The sequence below is a fragment of the Kitasatospora sp. NPDC059673 genome (assembly GCF_042734215.1).
In the GTDB taxonomy this organism is placed as follows: Bacteria; Actinomycetota; Actinomycetes; order Streptomycetales; family Streptomycetaceae; genus Kitasatospora.
Map to the genome: position 1 here is coordinate 1 of NZ_JBHWEN010000007.1, position 24,259 is coordinate 24,259.

Here is a 24,259-nt window from a genome sequence, read left to right on the forward strand (position 1 = left end):
TCCAACCGATCCAGACGGACCGGCCGGGGATGTCAACATATCTGGCGTTGACTTTTGGCACGCTGTTGAGTTCTCAAGGAACGGACACTTCCTTCAGGCGGCCTTCCGACCTGCCCTCCGGGCGCTTCGTTCTTTCGTGTTTCCAGCCTATCAGATGTTTTCCGCTCCGTTTTCCGGAGTTTCATTCATTCCGACTCGCTCTCGTCTTCCCGACCTGACGGCCCGTCCGACGTTTCAAACTCTAGCCGATCCCCGCTCCGAAAAGCGAATCCGCCGCAATCTCCGAAAACGCGCACAGCACATATGAACGGAGACGCGAAAAGGACGCGACCCGTCACGGATCAACTGGGTGGTTCTCAAGGATTGGCCGCCCCGGGACCGTCCACACAGATGCGTGTCCGGTGCTCCCTGCCGAGCGACCAGTGAACACTACGCCGGATTCACCCCGGGTGCAAACACCCGCACGAGCCGACCCGGAACGCTCCCCACCCAGGCGCCCAAGCTCAGAACGGGAGGCTCGTCGGAGACGGCAAGGTCTTCGGCCCACCGGGGTGGCACCGGTTCAGGTGTGGGCAGCTGAAGTGCGGCCACAGCATCCGCGACCGGCCGAGGTCGCGGCCGTCACCGACGCAGTGTCGGGGTCGAGGCCGCGGCAGTGTCGTGCGCCGTCGCCGTGCTGTCCGGCCGGGGTTCGGGAGAGCAGCAGCTCGGCTGTGTCCTCGTCGCGACCGGCGAGTCCCGCGATGTCGACCAGGGCCTGGACAAGAAAGTGGTCGTCAATTCCTGTGCTCAGCAGGACGAACGCCTCGTCGGCCCGGCCATGACGGGCCAGCAGGTGCCCCAAGCGCGGCGTCCATGGCCGCGCACCGTCCCCAGCCCCACCGACACCAGGCACCAGGCACCAGGCACCAGGCACCAGGCACCAGGCACCACCCGCGCCGACACCAGACACCAGGCACCAGGCACCACCCGCGCCGACACCAGGCACCCCGCCCCCGCCGCGAACACGCGCGACGGCCGGCCCGGAAGTTCTCTTCCGAACCGGCCGTCGCACGCTCGAGCCACCAGAAAGCGGCCCGTCAGCCCTGGCGCCCCATCTCCTCCGCGATCGCGGCGGCGAAGGCGTCGATGTCGGCCTCGGTAGTGTCGAAGGCGGCCATCCAGCGGACCTCGCCGGTGTGCTCGTCCCAGAAGTAGAAGCGGTAGCTCTTCTGGAGGCGCTCGCTGACCTCGCGCGGGAGGATCGCGAAGACGGCGTTGGCCTGGACGGGGCGGACGACCGTGACGCCGGGGATCTCACGGACGGCGGCCTCCAGGCGGAGCGCCATCGCGTTGGCGTGGCCGGCGTTGCGGAGCCAGAGGTCGCCGGTGAGCAGGGCCTCGAACTGGACGGAGACGAAGCGCATCTTCGAGGCGAGCTGCATCGACATCTTGCGCAGGTACTTGAGGTCGCGGACCTTCTCGGGGTTGAGGACGACCACGACCTCGCCGAGCAGCAGGCCGTTCTTGGTGCCACCGAAGGAGAGCACGTCGACGCCGGCGTCGGTGGTGAACTCGCGGAACGGGACGCCGAGGGAGGCGGCGGCGTTGGCGAGCCGGGAGCCGTCCATGTGGACGAGCATGCCGCGTTCGTGGGCGTGCTCGCAGATCGCGCGGACCTCGTCGGCCGTGTAGAGGGTGCCGAGTTCGGTGGACTGGGTGATGGAGACGGCGAGCGGCTGGGCCCGGTGCTCGTCGCCCCAGCCCCAGGCCTGCTGGTCGATCAGCTCGGGGGTGAGCTTGCCGTCGGGGGTGGGGACGGTGTGGATCTTGATGCCGGCGAGCTTCTCGGGCGCGCCGCACTCGTCCACGTTGATGTGCGCGGTGGCGGCGGCGATCACCGCACCCCAGCGCGGCAGCAGGGCCTGCAGCGCGACCACGTTGGCGCCGGTGCCGTTGAAGACGGGGAACGCCTCGGCCCGGTCGCCGAAGTGGCGGCGGAAGACGGTCTGCAGGTGCTCGGTGTACTGGTCCTCGCCGTAGGCGATCTGGTGACCGTCGTTGGCCAGGGCTATCGCGGCGAGGATCTCGGGGTGGACGCCGGCGTAGTTGTCGCTGGCGAAGCCGCGCACGGCGGGGTCGTGGTGCCGCACCGCGTCGGTCGGGCCGAAGGGGGTGGTCATCGGGCTGTCAGCCACAGGTGCTGTCCGTTCAGTTCTGCTGCGGGGCGGTCCCAGAGGCCCGCCATGGTGGTGGCCAGGTCGGCGGTGTCGGTGAAGCCGGGGAACTTGGCGTCCGGCTTCTCGGCACGCATCTCGGGGCTGACCAGGGCCTTGATGACCAGGATGGCAGCTGCGGCGGTGGGGGTTCCGTCCTCGGCGGTGGTCTCCTTCGTGAAGGAGTGCGCCATGGCGAGGGTCCAGGCCTCGGTGGCGGCCTTGGCGGCGGCGTAGGCGGCGCCACCGCCGGTGGGCTTGTGCGCGGCGGCGGCCGAGACCATGGCGTAGCGGCCGGCGGGGCTGCGCAGCAGGGCGGGCTGGAAGGCCAGCGAGGTGTGCTGGAGGGTGCGCACGACGGTGTCGTGCAGGAAGTCCCAGTCGTCTATCCGGGTCTCGAAGAAGGTCTTGCTGCCGCGCCAGCCGCCGACCAGGTGGATCAGGCCGTCGACGTGGCCGTGTTCGGCTTCGAGGTGGTCGGCCCAGTCGTGGACTTCCTGCGGGTCGAGCAGGTCGATGACCTGCCCGGTGATCTGTGCGCCGGGGACGGCGGTGCGGATGCCGTCGATGGCCTTGTCGAGGCGCTGCTGGTCGATGTCGGCGCCGATCACGGTGGCACCGTCGGCGGCGAGGCGGCGCAGGGTGGCCTGGCCGGCGGGGCCGCTGGCTCCGGCGACGGCGATGACCTTGCCGGCCAGCGGGCGGCCGTTGTCGGTGGCGGGTGCGGTGGTCACGCGGCGATCTCCTCGACGTCGGCGCTGGTGATGCCCTTGGTGTCGGCGATGACCCGGCTGAGCTTCTTGGCCAGGGCCTCGTAGAACATGCTGAGCGGGAACTCGTCGGGGTGGACGGCGTCGCACAGCGCCTTGCGCAGTGCCTTGTCGTCGCCGAGGTCGAGCGGGAGTGCCTCGGGGCCCTTGGCCCAGGTGGAGGCGGGGTGCGGGGTGAGGTACTTGGAGACCAGCTGGTAGGCGGCGATCCAGTGGGCGGTCTTGGGCCGGTCGATGCCCTCGCGGTAGAGGGTCTCGATCTCGGCGCAGAGCTGGTTGGTGACCTCGGCGACGCGCGACCAGTCGATGGTGAGGCGGTTGTCGCGCCAGCGCAGCGCGTCGTGCTTGTGCAGGTAGGCGAAGAGCAGCTGGCCGCCCATGCCGTCGTAGTTGCGGACGCGGTCGCCGGTGACCGGGAAGCGGAACATCCGGTCGAACAGGACGGCGTACTGGACGTCGCGGCCCTGGGTGTAGCCCTCGGCCTCCAGCTTGACCGACTCCTTGAAGGTGTTCAGGTCGCAGCGGAGCTCTTCGAGGCCGTACATCCAGAACGGGCTGCGCTGCTTGATCATGAACGGGTCGAAGGGCAGGTCGCCGTGGCTGTGGGTGCGGTCGTGGACCAGGTCCCACAGGACGAAGGTCTGCTGGACGCGGTCCTGGTCCTGGAGCAGGCTCGCCGCGTCGGCGGGGATGTCCAGGCCGAGCTGGCGGACGGCGCTGGTGGAGACGGTGCGGAAGCGGGCGGCCTCGCGGTCGCAGAAGATGCCGCCCCAGGTGAAACGTTCCGGCGCTTCGCGGACGGCCACCGTCTCGGGGAACAGCACCGCGGAGTTGGTGTCGTAGCCGGCGGTGAAGTCGTCGAAGGTGATGCCGAGGTAGCCCGGGTTGTCGAAGCGGGTCTTCTCCAGCTCGGCGATCCACTCGGGCCAGACGACCTTCAGCAGGACGGCTTCCAGGTTCCGGTTCGGGTTGCCGTTCTGGGTGTACATCGGGAAGACGACCAGGTGGCCGATGCCGTCGACGCGCTGCTCGTCGGGGCGGAAGGCCATCAGCGAGTCCAGGAAGTCGGGCTCCCGGTAGCCGGTGTCGGCCCACTTGCCGAGGTCGGTCCGGACGGCGGCGAGGTACTCGGCGTCGTGCGGGAAGTACGGGGCGAGCTCGGCGACGGCGGCCTGCACGGTCTCGACCAGCGGATCGACGGTGGCGCGCGGCACGGCGGCGAGGTCGATCGAGCCGTCCTTGGACTGCAGGGGCCGGAGGGCCTCGACGGCGTCCTTGAGGCGCAGCCAGGCCGGGTGCACGGCGAGGTCGGCGGTGGGGGCGTCACCCGCAGCCGCGAGAGTCGGCGAAAGATTCTGCATCTCAGGCTCACTTCGACAGGAGTTATTTCGACAAGACCACGTTAAATGCGAAAGGTCTTCCGGCTCAAGAGCAAGTTGACGGCGGACGCTCCAGTTCGTAGCGCGATCGACTCCGCTCCCTGACGAGTTGGATGAAACGGACAGATCCGGCGTTGCTTCCGGTACGGCCGACCCTGCCCCGCCCCCGAACTCACCGCCACCGGGGACCACCGGAGCGTCACCGCCGGCCGCGCCGGGTGCCGCGCGCACGCCCGCCGCGGGACCGCCCGAGCCTCGGTGCGCCCCCGTTCACGCCCTGCTGCGCCCGGTCGGGGTCGGTGATCGTGGGGTGGGCGCGCACATCCGGCCGGAGGGGGAGGCGATGCACGGTCCGGCGCTGGTGAACTGGCTGCTGGCGGCGCTGGCCACGGGCAGCGGCGGCTACTGCGGGTGGCGGCTACGGCGGGGTCGGCAGGGCGCGGCCTGCGGGGGCGAGCGACCGGCCCGCCGCGAGTCGGACCTGCTGGAGGCGGCGATGGGACTGGGCATGGCCGGGATGGCGCTGCTGCCGGGGGTCGCCTGGGGCTGGCCGTACGCGCTGCTGGCGGCGGCGCTGCTGGTCGGCGCGCTCGCCGGACGCAGCGGGGCCGGGCTGCGGGCGCACCGGCTGCACCACGGGATCGGCGCGCTGGCGATGGCGTACATGGCGCTGGCGATGGCCGGCGGCGCGCCGGGCGGGCACGCCGGTCATCACGGGGAGCCGGCCGGGCTGCCGGTGGTGACGGGGCTGCTGCTGGTGTACTTCGGCGGCTATGCCCTGTGGGAGGGCAGCCGGGTGATCGCGGCGGGCGGCGCGACGGTGGCGGCGCCGCTGCCGCGGGCCTGCCGGGCGGCGATGGGGATCGGGATGTTCGCGATGCTGCTGACCATGTGACCCCTCTTCGGGGCCCCCGTCGCGGATGGCTGACGGGGCGTCCGAAACCCTGCGGGGACGTGGTGTTGGTCACTGGAGGCACCCGGCCGTTCCCCGTCGGCGTGAGGCGGCATAGGTTGGGGGGAGGCGCACTGCCGCGCCTCGAAAACCCGCCTCGGGGGGCTTCTGCCATGACGGCACTGCTGAGCCTGCTGCTGCTCGGACTGCTGCTCGCCACCGTGGCGCCGAGCCGCCTGGCCCGGGCCCGTTGGCCCGAGCGAGAACCGGTGCTGGCCCTGCTGGTGTGGCAGATGCTGGTGGTCGCGGTGCTGTTGTGCTGCGTGCTGAGCCTGTTGCTGGCGAGTGCGGCAGCTCTGCCGGCCTGGCGGGACGTGGTGTTCTCGGGCGCCCCGGACGGGGTGGTGGAGGCGTACGGCCTGGCCGGCCGGGAGGGTTGGGGCCGGCTGTCGGCGGCGGTACTGGCGGCGGGCGGGCTGTGGACGGCGCTGTCGCTGGCCCGGGAGATCCGTTCGGCGCGCGCGGAGCGCGGCCACCGTCATACCCAACTGGCGCGGCGGGCCCCCGAGTTGCCCCCCTCGCTGCTGCCGCGTCGGCGGCCGGCCAAGGAGCCGCTGGTGGTGCTGGAGAACGTCCGGCCGCAGGCCTGGTCGCTGCCCGGGCCGCAGGCCCGGCTGGTGGTGACCACGGGGGCGCTGCAGCAGCTGTCGGACCGGGAGCTGGCGGCGGTGCTGAGCCACGAGCGGGGCCATGTCCGGGCCCGGCACCACTGGTTGACGCAGTGTGCGCAGGCGCTGGCGACGGGCTTTCCGGGGGTGGGGGTGTTCTCCGAGTTCCGCGACCAGGTGGCGGTGCTGGCGGAGCTGGCGGCGGACGACCGGGCCGCCCGGCGGCACGGGCGGGTGACCACCGCGCTGGCGCTGGCGGAGCTGAACAGCGAGGTGTTCGCGTCCTGCCCGCCGCGGCAGCTGGCGCAGTCGCCGGCCCGGGTGGACCGGCTGCTGCTGGGCGAGCCCCGGCTGTCGCGCCGGGCCCGGCTGGGCTGGACGCTGGCGGCGCTGGCCGCACCCGTGACGGCGGCGCTGATCGCGGCCGCACCGGGGCTCTCGACCCTGCTCTGAACCGGGGCCTGCCCGGCCGATCCTGCGGGGCGCGCGCCGCCGCCCACCGATCCGACAGGATCGACCGGACAGACCCTGCGGCCGCGCCCTCAGCCCTGCCCGCCGAGCTTCTCGGCGAGGATCCGGCGGTGCACGGGGCGGGCCTTGCGGTAGCGCTCGCGGCCCTCGTCGGTGAGCGTGATGAAGATGCCCCGGCGGTCGTCCGCGCACATCGAGCGCTGCACCAGGCCGGCCTTCTCCATCCGGGCGACCAGCCGGGAGAAGGCGCTCTGGCTGAGGTGCACGCTCTCGGAGAGCACCTGGGCGCGCGAGCCCGTCAGGTGCTCCTCCTGCTCGTACTCCCAGAGGCGCTCCAGCAGTTCGAACTCGCTGACGCCGAGTCCGAAGGTCTCGCCGAGCTCGCGGTCTATCGCACAGGACGTGGTCGCATGGCTGGCCAGCACGGCGCGCCACTTCTCGGCCAGCGCCGTCTCCGCCTCTGGGTCACGATCCGGATCTAGGTCGGTCACGCCGCCAGGTTAGCACATGCGTACGCATCTGTTGCAGCTACATTAAATGCACTTGCATCCCATGCATATGCATGTAGCGTACGGTGCCATGACCGACACGCGATGGACCCCACGCCTCTGGGGCGCCCTGGTGGTGCTCTGCGCCGCCATGTTCCTGGACGCCCTCGACGTCTCGATGGTGGGCGTCGCCCTGCCCTCGATCGGCGCCGACCTGCATCTCTCCGACTCCGCCCTGCAGTGGGTGGTGAGCGGCTACGTCCTGGGCTACGGCGGTCTGCTGCTGCTCGGCGGTCGCGCCGCCGATCTGCTCGGCCGTCGCCGGGTGTTCCTGATAGCCCTCGCCGTGTTCGCCGGCGCCTCGCTGCTCGGCGGCCTGGTCGACAGCGGCCCGCTGCTGATCGGCGCCCGCTTCCTGAAGGGCGTCAGTGCCGCGTTCACCGCCCCGGCCGGCCTCTCCATCATCACCACCACGTTCGCCGAGGGCCCGGCCCGCAACCGCGCGCTGTCCATCTACACCACCTGCTCCGCCGCCGGCTTCTCGCTCGGCCTGGTGATCAGCGGGCTGCTGACGTCGGCCGGCTGGCGGCTGACGTTCCTGATGCCCGTCCCGATCGCGCTGATCGCCCTGCTCGCCGGCGTCAAGCTGCTGCCCCGCCAGCACGGCGAGCAGCGCAGCTCCGGCGGCTACGACATCGCGGGCGCGATCACCGGCACCGCCGCCGTGCTGCTGCTGGTCTTCACGGTCACGGAGGCGCAGGGCGCGGGCTGGCTGTCGCTGCGCACGCTCGGCTCGCTGCTGCTGGTGGCCGCGCTGGCCGCGGCCTTCCTGCTGATCGAGGCGCGCACCGCGCACCCGCTGGTGCGGCTCGGCATCTTCCGCAACGCGGGCGTCCGCCGGGCCAATCTGACGGCGCTGACGCTGATGGGCTCCTACGCGGGCTTCCAGTTCGTGGCCACGCTGTACCTGCAGCGGCTGCTCGACTGGTCGGCGCTGGAGACGGCGCTCGGCCTGCTGCCCGGTGGCGCGATCGTCGCCTTCTCGGCCGGCTCGGTCAGCCGCCTGCTGGACAGGTTCGGCCCGGAGCGGGTGCTCCCGGTCGGCGTCGTCTCGATGGTCCTCGGCTACGCGCTCTTCCTGCGGCTGGACGAGCACAGCTCCTTCCTCGGCCTGGTGCTGCCCAGCATGCTGCTGATCGGCGCGGGCTTCGCGCTCGCCTTCCCCTCCATCAATGTGGCCGCCACCAGCGGCGTGACGGACGACGAACAGGGCCTCGCCTCGGGCCTGGTGAACACCGCGCTCCAGGTGGGCGGCGCGATAGTCCTGGCTGTCACCACCGCGGTGCTCACCGCCGGCACCGGCAGCGGCACCGACGCGCACGCCCAACTCGCCGGATACCGGCCCGCCCTGCTGCTGGTGACGGGCACTACCACGCTCGGCCTGCTGATCGCGCTCACCGGCGCACTGCGCGGCAGCCGCCGCAAGGCCGTCGCCGCACCCGCCTCCGTGCCGGACTACCGCTACCGGCCGCTGGGGGAGGAGGTGCTGTCGGAGCGCTGAGCACCGTCCACCAGGATGTCGGAGCCGGCTCCACCAAACCCCCGTGTTGGTGGAGCCGGAACGCCACCCGTACCTGGCCCGCTGGGCCGGGCGGACTGCGGCGCAGTCACCATGGCAGCTTGCCGGGCCCCGGTCAATCCACTCGGCCCCGCCGATACCGAACTGCGGCCGGGCCGCCGCGGCGCGGGCCCTGCCCTGATGTGCCGTCAGTCACAGACGGCCCGCCGAGCACCGAAGGCCCCTGCCGTCACTGGCTCTTGAGGATGCCCTGGAGCAGGTCGAGGGTCTGCTGCGGGGTCAGGCTGTCCACGCAGAGCCGCTCCATCACCTGCACGTACTCGTCCACATCGTCGCGCTTGTCCAGGTACAGCGCGCTGGTGAGCTGCTCCAGGTAGACCACGTCCGGCAGGTCCTGCTCGGGGAAGCGCAGCACCGAGAACGCGCCGCTCTCACCGGCGTGCGCGCCGAACCGGAAGGGCATCACCTGGAGCACCACGCTGGGGAGTTGGGCGAGCTCCACCAGGTGCTCCAGCTGGGCGCGCATCACCTCGGGGCCACCGACCGGGCGGCGCAGCGCGGCCTCGTCGATGACGGCCCACAGCTTGGGGCCGCGGCCCTCGGTGAGCAGCTTCTGCCGCCGGGCGCGCAGCGCGACCCGGCGTTCTATCTCGTCGTCGGCGAGCACGGGCCGGGTCTGCGCGAAGATCGCCCGGGCGTACTCCTCGCACTGGAGCAGGCCGGGAACGAACTGCACCTCGTAGGTGCGGATCAGTGCGGCGGCCTCCTCCAATCCCATGTAGGTCTGGAACCAGTTGGGCAGCACGTCGTTGTAACTGTGCCACCAGCCGGACTTGTTGGCCTCGCGGACCAGGGCGAGCAGGGTCTCCCGCTCGGCGCCGCCGGCCAGGCCGTAGAGGCTGAGCAGGTCGGCGACGTCACGTTCCTTGAAGGAGACCCGGCCGAGTTCCATCCGGCTGATCTTGGACTCCGAGGCGCGGATCGCGTAGCCCGCGTCCTCCCTGCTGATCGCGCAGCCCTCCCGAAGCCGGCGGAGCTGGGAGCCGAGGAGGATGCGGCGCACCATCGAGCCCCCACCGGGCTGCACTGTGGTCATCTGACCAAACCTCCACTCGGAAAGACCAGTTGCACAGTCTGCCATCACTTGGACGCACTGAGTGCCGGTAGTGGTGCGCGGGGCTACCGCTTCTGACACACGGACACCATCTTGCACGTGCATCCGGTGCATGCATATGCCAATCGCACGACTGCACGTGAATCGACTCTTGCATCTGCCGTGAGCGCAGAGGACCATGGTGCACGTGCACTTGCACGCCCTTGGCAACCCCGCGGGCTCCGCGTCGACAGCTTGCGCGATTCCGCACACCCGTCCCGGCAACGCCCGTGCGTCGCTGGGTACTTGCGTGTGCGCGCAGCGGTCGGGCGCGGCGGCAGAGCGGCCGAGCGAGTCGGAGGTGACCGGCATGACCCCGGTGGGTCCCGCCGTGTCCGCCCCCTTATGGGAGGAGCTCTTCATGAGCACCGGTACCGCCGTGGCGACCGACCCGCATGTGGTCAGCTGCACCCTCGCTCCCCGGTTCGAAGCCGTGCGCACCGCGCGGGAGTTCGCCCGGATCACCCTCGACACCTGGGGCCTCGGCGATCTCTTCGACGATGTGGCCCTGGTGGCTTCGGAGTTGGTGACCAACGCGCTGCGGCACGCACTCGGCCAGCACGAGCCGTCCCGCGTCCCGGCCCAGATCACTCCGCAACCGGCCGTCGGCTCACTGCCGATCCGGATCAGCCTGGTGCACCGGGCCCCACAGGTGGTGTGCGCGGTGAGCGACCCGTCCAGCGCCGGCCCGATCGCCCGCGAGGCCGATTTCGTGGCGGAGTCCGGCCGCGGCCTGCACCTGGTGGACTCCTTCTCCCGTTCCTGGGGCTGGCACCCGCTGGCGGGCGCGGGCAAGGTGGTGTGGGCACTGTTCGACGCCCCCGCGTCGCAGGCCGCCATCGAGCCCCCGCTGCCGAACCTCGGCCGGCACCGCCGCTCCGCCTGACGCGCCGCTCCCCTTCTTCTCTCCTCCGCGGCCGAGACCAGGAAAGCAAGAAGGCCGTCGCGGGATCTCCCACGACGGCCCGACTGTACGGCCGTTGACACGCCGTCAGAGCGCGCTGCCCAGGTGGTCGAACTCCCCGTCCTTCACGCCGAGCAGCATCGCGTCGATCTCCGCCCGGGTGTAGACCAGCGCCGGCCCGTCGGGGAAGCGCGAGTTGCGCATCGCGACGTCACCGTTCGGCAGCGCGGCGAACTCGACGCAGTTGCCCTTCGAGTTGCTGTAGCCGCTCTTCTGCCAGACCACGCCCTCGAGGTCCGTCGCCGCCATGCCGTTGTACGCCTCACCCATCGTTTTCTCCCCAGACCCTGGTGAATGCCTCACTTGACGTGATGATAGCTCGGCTGCACGTGCATCAGCATGGGATATTTCCCGTGCAGAAGAACGTGCCGATGCCGTCACCAAGCCTTCACGAGAACGCAATTGACGGTGCGTAAGCGGACACAGCCGGGCGAATCGGAATCCGATCCATGACCGTCCGCACACAGCCGTCAGCGCGTTGTCGATCATCACCGCCCGTCCCACGCCTCACAGCCAGTCACAACTCGCGCTGTGATGACCGTCACTTCCTGGCGGAAAGCCGCCCACTGTCGGCATCCGGCTGCAAGGCACGCTGGGCAATGACCTACGATCTGGCGCATGAGCACCGCAGCCATCCCGGGCGCGCCACTGCCCGTCCGTACGCCAGGCTCCCGTGCGCGGGGGCGCCACCGCCGTCCCGAGCGCCCCGAGATCATGGCCGGTTCGCCTGCCCTGGTGCTGGCGGTTCCGGCCGTCGCCGGGCCGGAGACCCGTCCGGTCGTCGACGAGCTGCTGTCCGTCGTGCGCGGCGACCAGCCGGGCATCGAGGTGACGGCCGCTTACCTGGGCGGCGAGGACGCCTCGACGGTGGCCGATCTGCTGAACGCGGCCGCGGAGGCCGGCCGGAGCGCGCCGGTGGTGCTGCCGCTGGTTCCGGGGCCGCACGAGTTCCTGCCGGAGCTGCACAAGTCGGCCGCCGAGACCGGCGCCCAGGTGCTGGACCCGCTGGGCCCGCACCCGCTGCTGGCCGAGGCGGTGCACGTGCGCCTGTCCGAGGCGGACCTGGCCCGCGCCGACCGCGCCCGCCTGTTCGCGATCGCCACCGCCGCCGACGGCGTGGTGCTGACCACCACCGGTGGTGAGGAGGCCGCGGCCGCGGCCGGCATCACCGGTGTGCTGCTGGCCGCCCGGCTCGCCGTGCCGGTGGTCCCCGCCGCGCTGGACGTGCCCGGCTCGGTCGCCGCGGCCGTCGCGCACCTGAAGTCGACCGGCTGCGAGCGCCCCGCGCTGGCCCCGCTGGTGATCGGCCCCGAGGCCGACCCGGAGCTGCTGGCCGCGGCCGCCGAGGAGACCGGCTGCCCGAGCGCCGCCCCGATCGGCGCCTACCCGACGGTGGCTCAGCTGATCGCCTCCAGCTACCTGGCGGCGCTCCCCGAGCCCACCCAGGAGCAGTTGGAGGCCGCCGAGGCCGCCGCCGAGCAGCGCACCACGCCGGGAGCGCACGCGGCGCGCTGACGCGTCACCCGAGGACCGCGACGGGCGGGAGCAGCGCATCGACGCGTTCCCGCCCGTCGTGCTTTCGTTCCGGCCCAGGCCCTGGACGCGTACGGGCGGGCGCCGAGCCGGTGACGCGTGCGGGCGCCCGGACGGTAACGCGCCCGGCCGGTGACGCGTGCGGGCGCTCAGCCGGTGACGCGCCCGGTGCGCGGCGCGCCGTCGGTGAACTTCAGCGTGGGCAGCTCCACCTGACGGGGCGGTGTGGGCGCGGTCGCGGGGCTGGTGGCGGCGCTCCACGGTCCGGCGGCGAGGCCGGGGCGGGGTTTGCCGAGCGCGAGGGTCTCCGACTGCCCGGCCCTGCGGAACAGGATCTGCTTGGGCGCGGGCGCGTCCGGGTCGAGCCACAGCTCGGGGCCGTCGCCGAACTCGCAGTCCAGCACCGCGATGTCGTCGGGCTTGCCGTCCCCGGTGGCCCGGAACGCCACCCCGGCCTTGCGGTGGCCGGTCAGCCGGCTGCGGCTCAAGGTGACGAGTTCGCCGTCGAGTTGGTGCTTGAGGGTGGCCACCGCGTAGTCGGACTGCCCGGCGGCGTCGATCAGCAGCCCGTCGAACACGGTGCCCTTGTCGCGGCCGAGCGCATGGACGGCGATCCCGCCGGCGGCGTTGCCGTACAGCACCGACGCGGTGTACGCGAAGTCGTTCAGGTAGGCGCCGTGCTCGATGCCCCAGCCGCCGTTGTGGTAGGCGGCGAACCGGGTGACGGTGTGCGGGTGTTCGGAGTTCTGCCAGACGAAGATGCCGTTCTCCAGGTTGTTGTGCGCCAGGCAGTTCTCGAACGTCCACACTCCCTCGCTGGTCTCCGGCCACTCGTACCCGGAGGCACCGGTGGCGCCCTGCACGCCGACGGCCACGCAGTCCCTCGCCGAGGAGCCGGTGCCCGCGCCGAGACTGAACCCGGTCAGCCGGTAGCCGCGCGGGTTGGGCTCGAACACCGTCCGGGAGGCGACGCACCCCACGTAGGCGATGTCGTCGGACGGCCCCTGCGGGGTGCGGGTGTCGATCGGGCCGTCCCACCAGTACGCGTCCTCCAAGGTGTTGTGGGAGATGCAGCCGCGGAAGGTGATCCCGTGACTGTTGTGCGGCACGAACGCGTGACTGCCGGCATCGCGGACCACCACGCCCTCGACCACCGTGCCGCGCGAGGTGTCCAGCAGCATGTGGAAGTGCAGCCCGTACCGTCCGAGCACCGGTTCGCTCACGGGCTGCCCGTTCCACTTCTCCTTCCCCACCGCCCGCGGCCCGACCCGGCGCAGCGCCGCATGCCGGACGTCGGCCGGCCGGCTGGACGTCAGATGGACGTGCGCCCGCCCCTGCTCGGTGCCCTCGACCCGGACGTTGCGGGTCAGGTTGAGCACCTCCGCGCCGAACACCGCCCCGCCGCCGAGGCTCACCCGCGGGTGGGCGTGCTGGAGCGGAGCGGTGAGGGTGACGTTCGGGCCGTCCACCCGCTGGACCGTCACCAGGTCGTAGGAATCGGAGAAGCCCTCGGCGTCGGGCGGCGCGGTCGGCGTGACGGCGAGTTCGTCACCCACCTGCCAGCCCTCGGGTGCGGCCGCCAGCTTCAGCACGGCGTCCCCTGCCTTCAGCTCGGTGGCGGCCCGCACCCACGCCGTGCGGGGCGCGCCGTCCAGCCGCAGGTAGCCGCGGCCGGTGACCCACAGGCCGGTGTCGGTGTCGACGACGCTCATGCCGCCGCCCTGGAAACGGCGCTCGTCGATGTCGGGAAAGCGCAACGTATGGGTGTGCGCCGCCTCGGGCGCGAGCGCGAGCGTGCCGCGGACCTCGACGTTGCCGGTACTCTCCAGCGTCAGCGACCGGTCGGTGGCGAACACCAGCGACCCGCCGGTGTCGATCAGCAGCGAGCCGACCTTGGCGTCCCCGTCCAGCACCACCTTGTCGGTGATCCGCACGGCACTCCCCGCCCCGGGCACCTTCCCGCCCCACCCCTTGGCGTCCGACCACCTCCGCCCGCCCTGGTCCACCGCCCCCGCCACCGGCTCCGCCCCGGCCAGCGACTGCCGCAGCACCACTCCCCCACCGACGGCCGTCACCGTCCCGACCGCCAGCCAGGTCAGCATTCGCCGCCGGCCCAGCAACGGCCGCCGGTGCCGCCCGTTCTCCCACTGCTCCACGATGGCCGCCTCCCGAAACGCGCAGGGACTCCGAATCGTCGGGGGCAGCATAGGTGGCGGGTTCGGTGGAAATCGGCGACTTCCGAGGCGACTAAGCATTCTGACGTACCGTCATCCACCAGTTCGGCAGAAATGGGTGACGGGGGCAATTCCATGACCCGTCAGCAATGGGCCCTGGACGCCGGAGCAGAGTGGACAGAAGCTCACAAATCACCCATCGACTGACTCCCAAACAACCACAGAAGTGAACTTTCGCCTGACAAGTGCCATAACCACCCAAAACGGGCACAAGATCGACAACTTCCTGACGGCAGCCCAGTTCCGGCCACGCACAGCGGAGTTCGTCCGGAATTCCTTGATCGCATTTTCCGGGCCCGGTGACGGCCGTCACAGGAATTTGCGAATCGTCCTTAAATCCGCTTAATCTCCTGCCCACGTTCGTGGACACACGGACCCAGCTCGCCCGGAACGCCGAATCCTGCCGCCGGGTGGGCCGGCTCATGCGAAACGCACCGCGGCAGGGGCGGGGGAACCAGGTAAGTCGCCCTGGGGCGGTCCTGACGGACCGGTCCGGGGCTTGGGGTGAAGCCGGGCGCGCCGAGAGGTGCGCGCGGCCGGGCAACTCCAGCCCGAATCCGACAGCTCACCTCGCAGGCGTGGGAGAGGAACGCATCTTCATGCTGCCCATCAGCGCCAAGCGCGCCCGCCGTCTGATCGCCACCACTGGTGTGGTGGGCATCGGCCTCACGGTTCCCGGCCTGGCCGCGGGTACCGCCTCCGCCGCGTCGGTGGCCACCTGGGACAAGGTCGCGCAGTGCGAGTCCAGCGGCAACTGGTCGATCAACACCGGTAACGGCTTCTACGGCGGCCTGCAGTTCACCGCCTCCACCTGGGCCGCCTTCGGCGGTACCGCCTACGCCCCGCGCGCCGACCTGGCCACCAAGGACCAGCAGATCGCCGTCGCCGAGAAGGTGCTCGCCTCCCAGGGCCCCGGCGCCTGGCCGGTGTGCTCCGTCCAGGCCGGTCTGACCAAGGGCGGCGCCGCCCCGCAGGTCAACACCTCCACGGGCTCCACCACCGCCCAGACCCAGGCCCCGAAGCCGGCCGCCCAGCCGCAGGCTCCGAAGCAGACCCAGCAGGCGGCCCCGCAGCAGCGTCAGGGCCAGGCCCAGAGCCGCCCGCAGGCCCCGGCCCAGCCGCAGGCCGACCAGGGCGCCCAGGCCGCCGGCAGCTACACCGTGGTGGCGGGCGACTGGCTGTCCGCCATCGCCCAGCACCAGAACGTCGAGGGTGGCTGGGAGAAGCTCTACGAGCTGAACCGCTCCGTCCTCACCAAGGGCCCGGACATGATCTACCCGGGTCAGAAGCTGGCGCTCGGCAACGTCGCGGTCGCCGAGACCCCGGCCAAGCAGTCCGCCCCGGCCCGCAAGTCCTCCGGTTCGACCCCGGCGCCGAGCACCCCCGCCCCGGCGCAGCCGAGCACCCCCGCCAAGCCCGCCACCACCACGACCGCCACCACCGCCACGACCGCCACCACCGCCCTCAAGGCGACCGGCTCCAAGGCCGCGGCGGTCGACTTCGCGCTGTCGAAGGTCGGCCAGCCGTACATCTACGGCGGCACCGGCAACGGCGGCTGGGACTGCTCGGGCCTGACCCAGGCCGCGTTCCGCCAGGCCGGCATCAGCCTGCCGCGCGTGGCCGCGGACCAGGCCGACTACTCGACCCGGGTCTCGCTGAACAGCCTGCAGCCGGGCGACCTGCTGTTCTGGTCGAACAACGGCGCCAACTCGGGCGTCTACCACGTGGCGATCTACATCGGCGACGGCAAGTACGTCGAGGCCGCCAACCCGAAGTCCGGCGTGAAGACCGAGACCATCGCCAACTGGGCGCCGGACTTCGCCGGTCGGGTCTGAAACGCCTGACACCGCGCACACGCGCATGAGGTGACCGCACCGCGGACACCGCTGCCCTCGGGGACCCTGGTCGGCTCCGGGGGCAGCGGCCTATTCTCGGCCGAAGGCCAAAGGCCGGAAGCGGTCCCGAGACCCTGGAGCGGTGTGCGATGGCGAAGGTGACGATCACGCTGGACGCGGACCTCGCGCTGGAGGCGATGATGCGCCTCGGGGTGAGCAGCCCGCAGGACGCGGTGGAGCTGCTGGTGCGCGACTACCTGTCCACCGGCCGCCGCACCCAGGCGCGCACCGGCGGCAGCCGGGACGGCGAACGCTTCGCCGGCCCGGCCCCGTCCGTCGAAGACTGACCCGGCAACGCCCGGCGCAGAGCCAACACCCGTTACGCCGAGAGGCCCTCGGCACCGCCTACCGCCGCGACAGGGCAGCTCTCCGGCCGAACACCGCTGCGGCCCCCGTCCGACGAACGAACGAGGGCCGCAACTACCGCACCAACAAGCTCAGTTGCGCGGACCGGAGCCGGTGGAGCCACGCATCACCAGCTCCGGCTGGAACATGAACTCCGAGCGCTGCGCCGGGTTTCCGCCGACCTCCTCCAGCAGGGCGTCGACGGCGGCGGTGGCCATCGCCTCGACCGGCTGCCGCACGGTGGTCAGCGGCGGTTCGGTGAACGCTATCAGCGGCGAGTCGTCGAACCCGACCACCGAGACGTCCTGCGGCACCGACAGTCCCCGCCGGCGCACCGCGCGGATCGCGCCGAGCGCCATCATGTCCGAGCCGCAGACGATCGCCGTGCAGCCCTTGTCGAGCAGCGCCTGGGCGGCGGCGTGCCCGCCCTCCACGCTGAACAGGGTGTGGTGGATCAGCTCCCCGGCCTCTTCGGCGGTGCGCCCGGTGAGCTGCTGGAGCGCGGCGGTGAAGCCTTCGATCTTGCGCAGCACGGGGACGAACCGCTTCTGACCGACCGCCAGCCCGATCCGGTCGTGGCCGAGTTCGACCAGGTGCTGGACGGCCATCCACATCGCCGCCCGGTCGTCCGGGGAGATGAACGGCGCGGCGATCTTCTCGCTGTAGCCGTTGATCAGCACGAACGGGACCTGACGGCCGGAGAGTTTGGCGTACCGGTCGTGGTCGGCGGTGGTGTCGGCGTGCAGTCCGGAGACGAACACGATGCCCGCCACGCCGCGTTCGACCAGCATCTCCACGAGTTCGTCCTCGGTGGAGCCGCCCGGGGTCTGGGTGCACAGCACCGGCGTGAAGCCGTGCCGGCTGAGCACCTGTTCGATGACCTGGGCGAGTGCGGGGAAGATCGGGTTGCTGAGCTCGGGGGTGATCAGGCCGATCAGCCCGGCGCTGCGCTGGCGCAGCCGGGTGGGCCGCTCGTAGCCGAGCACGTCCAGCGCGGCCAGTACCGTCTGCCGGGTGGTCGCGGAGACGCCCGCCTTACCGTTGAGTACGCGGCTGACGGTGGCTTCGCTGACCCCCGCCTGCGCCGCGATGTCGGAGAGTCGCGCTGTAGTCACGAGCCCAGAGCCTATTGCAACCACCTCAGACCGCCCACCATGCGGTGCTGTCGGCCGGGAGTTCGGTGTGCTCGGCCGCCACCACGGCGGCCGAGGACAGCAGCAGCCGGCCGGGCGCCGGGATGCTGACGCTCTCCCCCGTGACGTTCACGGTGCACACGAACGACCCTTCGGCGGCCTCGCGACGGAACATCAGCACGCCCTCGGGGGCGGCCAGCCACTCGACCTCGGTACCGGCGCCGAGCGCGGGCTGCTGGTGGCGCACGGTCAGCGCGGAGCGGTACAGCTCCAGCGTCGAGGTCGGGTCACCGGTCTGGACCTCTACCGAGAGCTCGGCCCACTCGGCGGGCTGCGGCAGCCAGCTCGGGCCGCCGGCCACCGGGCCGAAGCCGTACGGCGCCTCGCTGCCGGACCACGGGATCGGGACCCGGCAGCCGTCGCGGTAGCCGTCCTGGCCGGCCTGCCGGAAGAACGACGGGTCCTGGCGGACCTCGTCGGGCAGGTCGGTGACGTCCGGCAGGCCGAGCTCCTCGCCCTGGTAGATGTACGCGGAGCCGGGCAGCGCGAGCATCAGCAGGGTGGCCGCGCGGGCCCGGCGCAGGCCGAGCTCGCGGTCGCCGGCGGTGCGGATCTGGGTGCCCAGGCCGGGCTCGTTGGCGAACCGGGTGGCGTGCCGGGTGACGTCGTGGTTGGACAGCACCCAGGTGGTGGGGGCCTGGACGGGGCGCATCGAGTCGAGCGAGAGGTCGATCACCTCGCGCAGCTTCGCCGCGTCCCAGTCGGTGCCCAGGTACTGGAAGTTGAACGCCTGGTGCAGCTCGTCGGGGCGGACGTAGTTGGCGGTGCGCTGGACGGTCGGGGTCCAGGCCTCGGCGACGCCGATCCGGTCGCCGGGGTACTCGTCGAGGATCTTGCGCCAGCTGCGGTAGATGGCGTGCACGCCGTCCTGGTCGAAGAACGGCATGACGTCGTTGCCGAGCAGCTTCAGCTGGTCGCGGCTGCCGAGGTCGGGCAGGCCGGGGGCCTTGACCAGGCCGTGGGCGACGTCGATCCGGAAGCCGTCCACGCCCATGTCGAGCCAGAACCGCAGGATGGAGCGGAACTCGTCGGCGACGGCGGGGCTGTCCCAGTTGAAGTCGGGCTGCTCGGGGGCGAACAGGTGCAGGTACCACTCGCCGGGGGTGCCGTCGGGGTTGTCGCTGCGGGTCCAGGCGGGGCCGCCGAAGATGGACTCCCAGTCGTTGGGCGGGAGTTCACCGCTCGCGCCCTTGCCGGGGCGGAAGTGGTAGCGCTCGCGCAGCGGGGAGCCGGGGCCCTCGCGCAGCGCGCGCTGGAACCACTCGTGCTGGTCGGAGGAGTGGTTGGGGACCAGGTCCACAATGATCCGCAGGCCCAGGTCGTGGGCGTCGCGGATCAGCCCGTCGGCGTCCAGCAGGGTGCCGAACATCGGATCGACGGCGCGGTAGTCGGCGACGTCGTAGCCGGCGTCGGCCTGCGGGGAGGCGTAGAACGGCGAGAGCCACACCGCGTCCACGCCGAGGTCGCGCAGGTAGGGCAGACGGCTGCGGATGCCGGGCAGGTCGCCCATGCCGTCCCCGTTGCCGTCGGCGAAACTGCGCGGGTACACCTGGTAGATGACCGCGTCCCGCCACCAGCCGCCTCTGGAGGCCCCATTGGTCGCAGCAGTCGTCCGAGCGGCGGGAACGGCGGCGGGCCGGGAGGCGTCGGCCAGGTTCTGGGTCATTGGACAGTCATCCCTTGGGTGCTGTGGAAACGGAGGGTCAGGACTTCGCCGCGCCGGCCGTCAGACCGGTCACCAGGTGACGCTGCACCAGGTAGAAGACGATCGCGGCGGGGATGGCGATGAGCACCGAGGTGGCGGCCATCAGCTGCCACTGGTGGTCGTGCTCGCTGACGAACGAGGCCAGGCCGACCGCCAGCGTGTACTTGCTGGACGAGAGCATGAAGGTGGAGGCGAAGGCGACCTCGCCCCACGCGGTGAGGAAGGAGTAGAACGCGGCCACCGCCAGGCCCGGCCGGGCCAGCGGCAGGATCAGCCGCCAGAAGGCGCCGAACGGCGACAGCCCGTCGACCCGGCCGGCCTCGTCGATCTCCACCGGGATGGTGTCGAAGTAGCCCTTCAGCAGCCAGGCGCAGTACGGCACGGTGGTGGTGGAGTAGACCAGGATCAGGCCGGTGTAGCTGTCCAGCATCTGCAGGTTGGACAGGATGTAGTACATCGGCACGATCAGCACGGCGATCGGGAACATCTGGGTGACCAGCAGGGCCCACATCAGCGGGCGGTAGCCGGGGAAGCGCATCCGGGAGACCGCGTAGCCGGTGGTGGCGGCGATCAGCACGCCGATCACGGTGGTGCCGCCGGCCACGATCGCCGAGTTGCCGAACCAGCTGAGGAAGTCGGTGTCGCCCAGTACCCGGCTGTAGTTGGCCAGGGTGGCCTTGTCCATGATCTTCGCCGGGTGCAGGTAGTCCATGTCGTCCGGGCCCAGCGAGATGTACGCGATGTACAGCACCGGGAACAGGGCGACCAGGCTGGCGACGATCAGGGTGCCGTGCGTGAGTACGGTGGCCAGCGGCGTGGACTGGCCGCGCAGCCGGACCTTGCCGGGTCGTCCGGCCGGCTTCGGGTGGTCGGTGGCGGGGCGGTCGGCGGTGAGGGTCATCGGGCTACCTGCCTGGTCCTGGTCCTTGGGCTGGGGATCGGTTCCGGTACGGGCGTCGGCGCTCATCCGTTGGCCTTCTCGACCCGGGCCGTCCAGCGGCGGTAGAAGCTGGTGAAGACGATCAGGATGGAGAGCAGCAGGATTCCGTAGGTCGCCGACTGCGCGTAGTCCGCGGGCTGCTGGCCGAAGCCGAGGCGGAAGGCCCAGGTGACCAGGATCTGGGCGTCGGGGGCGCCGGAGCCGAACAGCAGGAAGATGATGGCGAACTGGTTGAAGGTCCAGATCACGCCGAGCAGCACGACGGTGGAGGAGACGGTCCGCAGCCCGGGCAGGGTGACGTAGCGGAACCGCTGCCAGGCGTTGGCGCCGTCCATCTCGGCGGCCTCGTACAGCTCGGCCGGGATCGACTGGAGTCCGCCGAGCAGCGAGATCATCATGAACGGCACGCCGACCCAGGTGTTGACCAGGATCGCGGCGAACTTCTGCGCCAACGGGTCGGACAGCCAACCGGGTTCGGGCAGGTGCAGCATCGACAGCAGGCCGTTGACGGCGCCGCCGTCGGCGAGCATCAGCCGCCAGGAGAAGACGGTGACGAAGGTCGGTACCGCCCAGGGCAGGATCAGGACCAGCCGGTACAGGCTGCGGCCGCGGATCTTGCGGTTGAGCAGCATCGCCAGGCCCAGGCCGATGCTGTAGTGCAGGAACACGCAGACCGCGGTCCAGATGACGGTCCAGATGAAGTGCGACCAGAACCGGTCGTAGGCGGTCGGCCCCCACAGCACGTCCGCGTAGTTGTCGAGGCCGACGAAGTCGAAGCTGTCGGGTATGTGGTTGACGCCGATCTGGCGGCCCACGTTGAGGCTGGTGGCGTTGGTCAGGGTCAGGTAGAAGCCGCGGACCAGGGGGTAGCCGACCAGCACCCCGAGGACGATCACGACCGGCGCGACCATCGCGTACGCGTACCAGTACTTCGAGTACGACAGCCTGATGCGCTGAACGACCGCAACTGCCATGGGTTGACACCTTCTCCGGGAGGTCCGCCGCCTGCCTCGGCGACTACTGCTGTGGTCTGACGGCGTGCGCCCGGCCCACCGTCAGGTGTGGGCCGGGCGAGCCTGGTTCCGACTTACTTCTTGAAGTCCGGCAGGAGCTTCGCGTAGTCGGTGGCGGTGGCGTCCAGGCCGGCCTTGGTGTCGGACTGGCCCTGGACGATCTTGCCGAGGTTGGTGCCGAAGGAGGCGAACAGCGAGGCGTACTCGGGCAGTTCGGGGCGCGGCTGGGCGGAGGGCAGGATCGCCTGGAAGTCGGCGGTGGCCGGGTTGGCCTTGACCTCGGCGGTGTAGGCGTCGCTCCGGGTGGGCAGGGTGCCGTTCTTCAGCGCGAGGAAGGTCTGGCTCTCGGCGGAGGTCAGGAACGCGGCGAGCCTCTCGGCGGCGGCCTTGTGGGCGGCGTCGGAGCCGGCGTAGACGGCGACGTTGTGGCCACCGGTCGGGGCGCCGCCCTTGGTGGAGCCGGCCGGGACGGCGGCGATGCCGAGGTTCTTCTTGTCGGCGAAGGAGGCGCCCTTGTAGATGTTGGTGACCTCCCACGGACCCTGGATGATCGCCGCGACCTTGCCGTTGTTGAAGGCGTCCATCATGTGCGCGTAGGCGTCGGTGGTGACGTCGGCCTTCGCGGTGCCGGGCGAGGTGAACATCGACTTGTAGGTCTCGATCGCCTTCACCGCCTCGGGCGAGTTGACGGTGACCTTCTTGCCCGCGGCGTCCACCATGTTGGTGCCCTCGCCGTACAGGAACGGCATGGCGTAGTAGCCGTCACCGGCCTTCAGCCAGAAGCCGTCCACGCCCGCCTTCTCCTTCAGCTGGGCGGCGTCGGCCTTCAGCTCGTCCCAGGTGGTCGGCGCGGCGGTGATGCCGGCCTTGGCGAACAGCTCCTTGTTGTACATCAGGGCGAGGGTGTCGGTGACCAGCGGCACACCGTAGGTCTTGCCCGCGTACTTGGCCTGCTGGATCAGCGAGGGCTGGAAGGCGGCGGCGTCGGTCAGCGCCGGGGTGCCGTCCAGCGGCTCCAGGTAGCCGGCCTTGGCGAAGGCGGAGGTCCAGCCGACCTCGGAGCGGAAGGCATCCGGCGCACCCTTGGCACCCATCGCGGTCTGGAGCTTGTTCTGCGCCTGGTCGAACGGCACGTTCTCGAACTTGACCTTGATGTTCGGGTTCGCGGCCTCGAACTTCTTGACCAGCTCCTGGTAGTTCGGCGCCTCGTTGGTGGCGTTCGAGGTGTCCCAGTAGGTGATGGTGACCGGTCCGCCGTCGCCCTTGGCGTCCGAACCGGAGCCGCTGCTGCCGCAGGCTGCAAGAGTGACCGCAAGAGCCGCAACGAGAGCGGAGGCCGCGATGCCACGCCGCATGGAAACTCCTAGAAAGGTGAGGGTGCCCGAGATGGTGGGGGACCGCGCATAATGGCTGTCCGGGCCGACTGCGCCCTCGCAGGCCGTCGGGCTTGAGCAGGAACGTAACAGCGCGGTGAGCACGCCTGAAAGGTCTTGCAGCAAGTTTCTGCAAGTTACCGGCGATCGTTACATCGACGTGTCCTTAGAGTTGCCGCCGCGCGTCTTGACCATCCGTGGCCTTGCGGAAACTCCTTGCAGCCCCACCCCCGCTGACCAGCGGAAAAGGGCCCCGGGACAGCTCCCGGGGCCCTTCTCGACACCGCCCTCGTGCTCAGCCGGTGACGCCCAGCCGCAGCACCGTGCTGGAGCGGAACTCCCGCCCCGGACGCAGCTCGGTCGACGGGTACGAGGGCTGGTGCGGCGAATCGGGGTGGTGCTGGGTCTCCAGCGCGACGCCGGCGAACGGGCCGTACGCCGTCCCGGACGGGCCGGTGACGCTGCCGTCGAAACCGTTCGCGGTGTACACCTGCAACCCGGGCTCGGTGGTCAGCACCTCCAGAACGCGCCCGCTGCCCGGGTCGGCCAGCACCGCCGCCCGCACCGGCGGCCCGTCCGCGGGGCGCTCGCGCAGCACCCAGTTGTGGTCGTACCCGTGCGAGAGCTTCAGCTGCGGATGCCCCTCGGCGAGGCCCTCGCCGATCGGCCGGGCGGTGGTGAAGTCGAACGCGGTACCCGCCACCGGCTCGTGCGGGCCGTACGGGATCTGCCGCTCGTCGGCCGGCGTGATGGCGTCCGCGTCGATGGTCAGCAGGTGGCCGAGCACGTCGCCGCGGCCCTCACCGGCCAGGTTGAAGTAGGCGTGGTTGGTCAGGTTGACCACCGTGGGCTTGGTGGTGACGGCCCGGTAGGAGATGGTCAGTTCGGCACCGCTCAGCGTGAAGTCCACCCACACGTCCAGCGCGCCGGGGAAGCCCTGGTCGCCGTCCGGGGAGTGCAGGTGCATCCGCACCCCGCCGGGGATCTCCTCCGCCTCCCACACCCGGTGCGAGAACGAGTCCGGGCCGCCGTGCAGGGTGACGCCGTGTCCGGTGGGCAGCAGCGGGTGGTCCTCTCCGTCCAGGGTGATCCGGCTGTCGGCGATCCGGTTGGCGTACCGGCCGACGGTGACGCCGTAGTGCTTGGCCGGGCCGAGCAGGGTGCCCACGTCCTCGGTGGTCAGCAGCACCTGGGCGGGCGTGCCGTCCCGGTCGGGCGCGGTCAGGGTGTGCAGCGCCGCGCCCAGCGTGATCACGGTGGCCTCGATCCGGTCGGAGCGCAGCGTCCACCGCTCCAGCCCCATACCGGCCCCCGACAGGTCGTACGGCGCCCGGTGCACCTCGGTGAGCCGGTCCGGCGCGGTCATGGGCTGCTCCTTGGTTCGTGATCACCCTTTTTTGGCCAGCCTAGCGGGGCCCGGCGGGCGGGCCCGTGACCCCGCTCCCGCGCGCCGGGGCGCCTGTCGGTCC

General features: G+C 71.2%; 21 protein-coding genes and 1 riboswitch. Of the genes, 7 read left to right on the top strand and 14 right to left on the bottom strand.

Features of this window, described 5'->3' with window-relative positions; translation table 11 throughout:
- Nucleotides 1-562 precede the first annotated feature (562 nt).
- The 4 genes from ACFV18_RS10670 to ACFV18_RS10685 all read right to left on the bottom strand — a co-directional run bounded on the left by ACFV18_RS10670 (nt 563) and on the right by ACFV18_RS10685 (nt 4,326).
- Nucleotides 563-844 carry a hypothetical protein gene (locus tag ACFV18_RS10670; RefSeq protein ID WP_380481555.1) on the bottom strand — a complete coding sequence of 94 codons (282 nt, stop codon included), beginning with the start codon at nt 842-844 and terminating at the stop codon, nt 563-565.
- 235 nt (nt 845-1,079) lie between these two features.
- A complete protein-coding gene (locus ACFV18_RS10675; protein ID WP_380481974.1) occupies nt 1,080-2,162 on the bottom strand; it encodes a threonine aldolase family protein in 1,083 nt (360 codons plus the stop codon).
- Nucleotides 2,159-2,929: an SDR family NAD(P)-dependent oxidoreductase gene (locus ACFV18_RS10680; RefSeq protein WP_380481557.1), complete on the bottom strand. Its 771-nt coding sequence runs from the start codon at nt 2,927-2,929 to the stop codon at nt 2,159-2,161. Before ACFV18_RS10680 ends, ACFV18_RS10675 begins: the two co-directional genes overlap by 4 nt.
- On the bottom strand, nt 2,926-4,326 hold the full coding sequence (locus ACFV18_RS10685) for a DUF6421 family protein (RefSeq protein WP_380481559.1): 1,401 nt from the start codon (nt 4,324-4,326) through the stop codon (nt 2,926-2,928). The genes ACFV18_RS10680 and ACFV18_RS10685 overlap by 4 nt, the downstream gene beginning before the upstream one ends.
- A 361-nt stretch (nt 4,327-4,687) precedes the next feature.
- Here ACFV18_RS10685 and ACFV18_RS10690 point away from each other — a divergent pair, with 361 nt between their 5' ends.
- Together ACFV18_RS10690 and ACFV18_RS10695 are read left to right on the top strand one after the other, a co-directional pair.
- Nucleotides 4,688-5,239, top strand: coding sequence for a DUF5134 domain-containing protein (locus ACFV18_RS10690; RefSeq protein ID WP_380481561.1), 552 nt, complete (start codon nt 4,688-4,690; stop codon nt 5,237-5,239).
- 170 nt (nt 5,240-5,409) lie between these two features.
- Nucleotides 5,410-6,357 carry a M56 family metallopeptidase gene (locus ACFV18_RS10695; RefSeq protein ID WP_380481563.1) on the top strand — a complete coding sequence of 316 codons (948 nt, stop codon included), beginning with the start codon at nt 5,410-5,412 and terminating at the stop codon, nt 6,355-6,357.
- Between the two features lie 89 nt (nt 6,358-6,446).
- Here ACFV18_RS10695 and ACFV18_RS10700 read toward each other — a convergent pair whose 3' ends face one another.
- Nucleotides 6,447-6,866 carry a MarR family winged helix-turn-helix transcriptional regulator gene (locus tag ACFV18_RS10700; RefSeq protein WP_380481565.1) on the bottom strand — a complete coding sequence of 140 codons (420 nt, stop codon included), beginning with the start codon at nt 6,864-6,866 and terminating at the stop codon, nt 6,447-6,449.
- Nucleotides 6,867-6,954: 88 nt separating this feature from the next.
- Between ACFV18_RS10700 and ACFV18_RS10705 the strand changes: the two genes are divergently transcribed.
- A complete protein-coding gene (locus ACFV18_RS10705; RefSeq protein WP_380481567.1) occupies nt 6,955-8,424 on the top strand; it encodes an MFS transporter in 1,470 nt (489 codons plus the stop codon).
- Nucleotides 8,425-8,671: 247 nt separating this feature from the next.
- Here the strand turns inward: ACFV18_RS10705 and ACFV18_RS10710 are convergent, their stop codons facing one another.
- Nucleotides 8,672-9,538: a helix-turn-helix domain-containing protein gene (locus ACFV18_RS10710; RefSeq protein ID WP_380481569.1), complete on the bottom strand. Its 867-nt coding sequence runs from the start codon at nt 9,536-9,538 to the stop codon at nt 8,672-8,674.
- Between the two features lie 418 nt (nt 9,539-9,956).
- Between ACFV18_RS10710 and ACFV18_RS10715 the strand changes: the two genes are divergently transcribed.
- Nucleotides 9,957-10,481, top strand: a complete 525-nt coding sequence (locus ACFV18_RS10715) for an ATP-binding protein (protein ID WP_380481571.1) — start codon at nt 9,957-9,959, stop codon at nt 10,479-10,481.
- Nucleotides 10,482-10,586: 105 nt separating this feature from the next.
- On the opposite strand, the gene ACFV18_RS10720 is transcribed toward ACFV18_RS10715, so the two are convergent.
- On the bottom strand, nt 10,587-10,829 hold the full coding sequence (locus ACFV18_RS10720) for a DUF397 domain-containing protein (protein ID WP_380481573.1): 243 nt from the start codon (nt 10,827-10,829) through the stop codon (nt 10,587-10,589).
- Between the two features lie 348 nt (nt 10,830-11,177).
- On the opposite strand from ACFV18_RS10720, the gene ACFV18_RS10725 reads away from it, so the two are divergent.
- A complete protein-coding gene (locus ACFV18_RS10725; RefSeq protein WP_380481575.1) occupies nt 11,178-12,074 on the top strand; it encodes a sirohydrochlorin chelatase in 897 nt (298 codons plus the stop codon).
- 167 nt (nt 12,075-12,241) lie between these two features.
- Here the strand turns inward: ACFV18_RS10725 and ACFV18_RS10730 are convergent, their stop codons facing one another.
- Nucleotides 12,242-14,248 carry a hypothetical protein gene (locus ACFV18_RS10730; protein ID WP_380481577.1) on the bottom strand — a complete coding sequence of 669 codons (2,007 nt, stop codon included), beginning with the start codon at nt 14,246-14,248 and terminating at the stop codon, nt 12,242-12,244.
- 498 nt (nt 14,249-14,746) lie between these two features.
- Nucleotides 14,747-14,920, top strand: a riboswitch (cyclic di-AMP (ydaO/yuaA leader).
- Between ACFV18_RS10730 and ACFV18_RS10735 the strand changes: the two genes are divergently transcribed.
- Together ACFV18_RS10735 and ACFV18_RS10740 are read left to right on the top strand one after the other, a co-directional pair.
- Entirely contained in the window at nt 14,905-16,161 is a 1,257-nt protein-coding gene (locus ACFV18_RS10735) for a transglycosylase family protein (protein WP_380481579.1), read from the top strand. Its footprint overlaps the riboswitch before it by 16 nt.
- Nucleotides 16,162-16,310: 149 nt before the next feature.
- Entirely contained in the window at nt 16,311-16,508 is a 198-nt protein-coding gene (locus ACFV18_RS10740) for a hypothetical protein (RefSeq protein ID WP_380481581.1), read from the top strand.
- Between the two features lie 150 nt (nt 16,509-16,658).
- Here the strand turns inward: ACFV18_RS10740 and ACFV18_RS10745 are convergent, their stop codons facing one another.
- The 6 genes from ACFV18_RS10745 to ACFV18_RS10770 all read right to left on the bottom strand — a co-directional run bounded on the left by ACFV18_RS10745 (nt 16,659) and on the right by ACFV18_RS10770 (nt 24,156).
- Nucleotides 16,659-17,681: a LacI family DNA-binding transcriptional regulator gene (locus tag ACFV18_RS10745; protein ID WP_380481583.1), complete on the bottom strand. Its 1,023-nt coding sequence runs from the start codon at nt 17,679-17,681 to the stop codon at nt 16,659-16,661.
- A 25-nt stretch (nt 17,682-17,706) separates the two neighbouring features.
- Nucleotides 17,707-19,425 (bottom strand): glycoside hydrolase family 13 protein, encoded by a 1,719-nt coding sequence (locus ACFV18_RS10750; RefSeq protein ID WP_380481584.1) that lies wholly within the window; start codon nt 19,423-19,425, stop codon nt 17,707-17,709.
- 37 nt (nt 19,426-19,462) lie between these two features.
- The gene (locus tag ACFV18_RS10755; RefSeq protein ID WP_380481976.1) at nt 19,463-20,365 is read right to left on the bottom strand and encodes a sugar ABC transporter permease; all 903 of its coding nucleotides are present in this window, start codon (nt 20,363-20,365) and stop codon (nt 19,463-19,465) included.
- A 62-nt stretch (nt 20,366-20,427) separates the two neighbouring features.
- Nucleotides 20,428-21,378, bottom strand: a complete 951-nt coding sequence (locus ACFV18_RS10760) for a carbohydrate ABC transporter permease (RefSeq protein ID WP_380481586.1) — start codon at nt 21,376-21,378, stop codon at nt 20,428-20,430.
- A gap of 113 nt (nt 21,379-21,491) precedes the next feature.
- The gene (locus tag ACFV18_RS10765) at nt 21,492-22,772 is read right to left on the bottom strand and encodes an extracellular solute-binding protein (protein ID WP_380481588.1); all 1,281 of its coding nucleotides are present in this window, start codon (nt 22,770-22,772) and stop codon (nt 21,492-21,494) included.
- A 313-nt stretch (nt 22,773-23,085) separates the two neighbouring features.
- Complete coding sequence (locus ACFV18_RS10770) at nt 23,086-24,156, bottom strand: aldose epimerase family protein (protein WP_380481590.1); 1,071 nt, start codon at nt 24,154-24,156, stop codon at nt 23,086-23,088.
- Between the last annotated feature and the right edge of the window lie 103 nt (nt 24,157-24,259).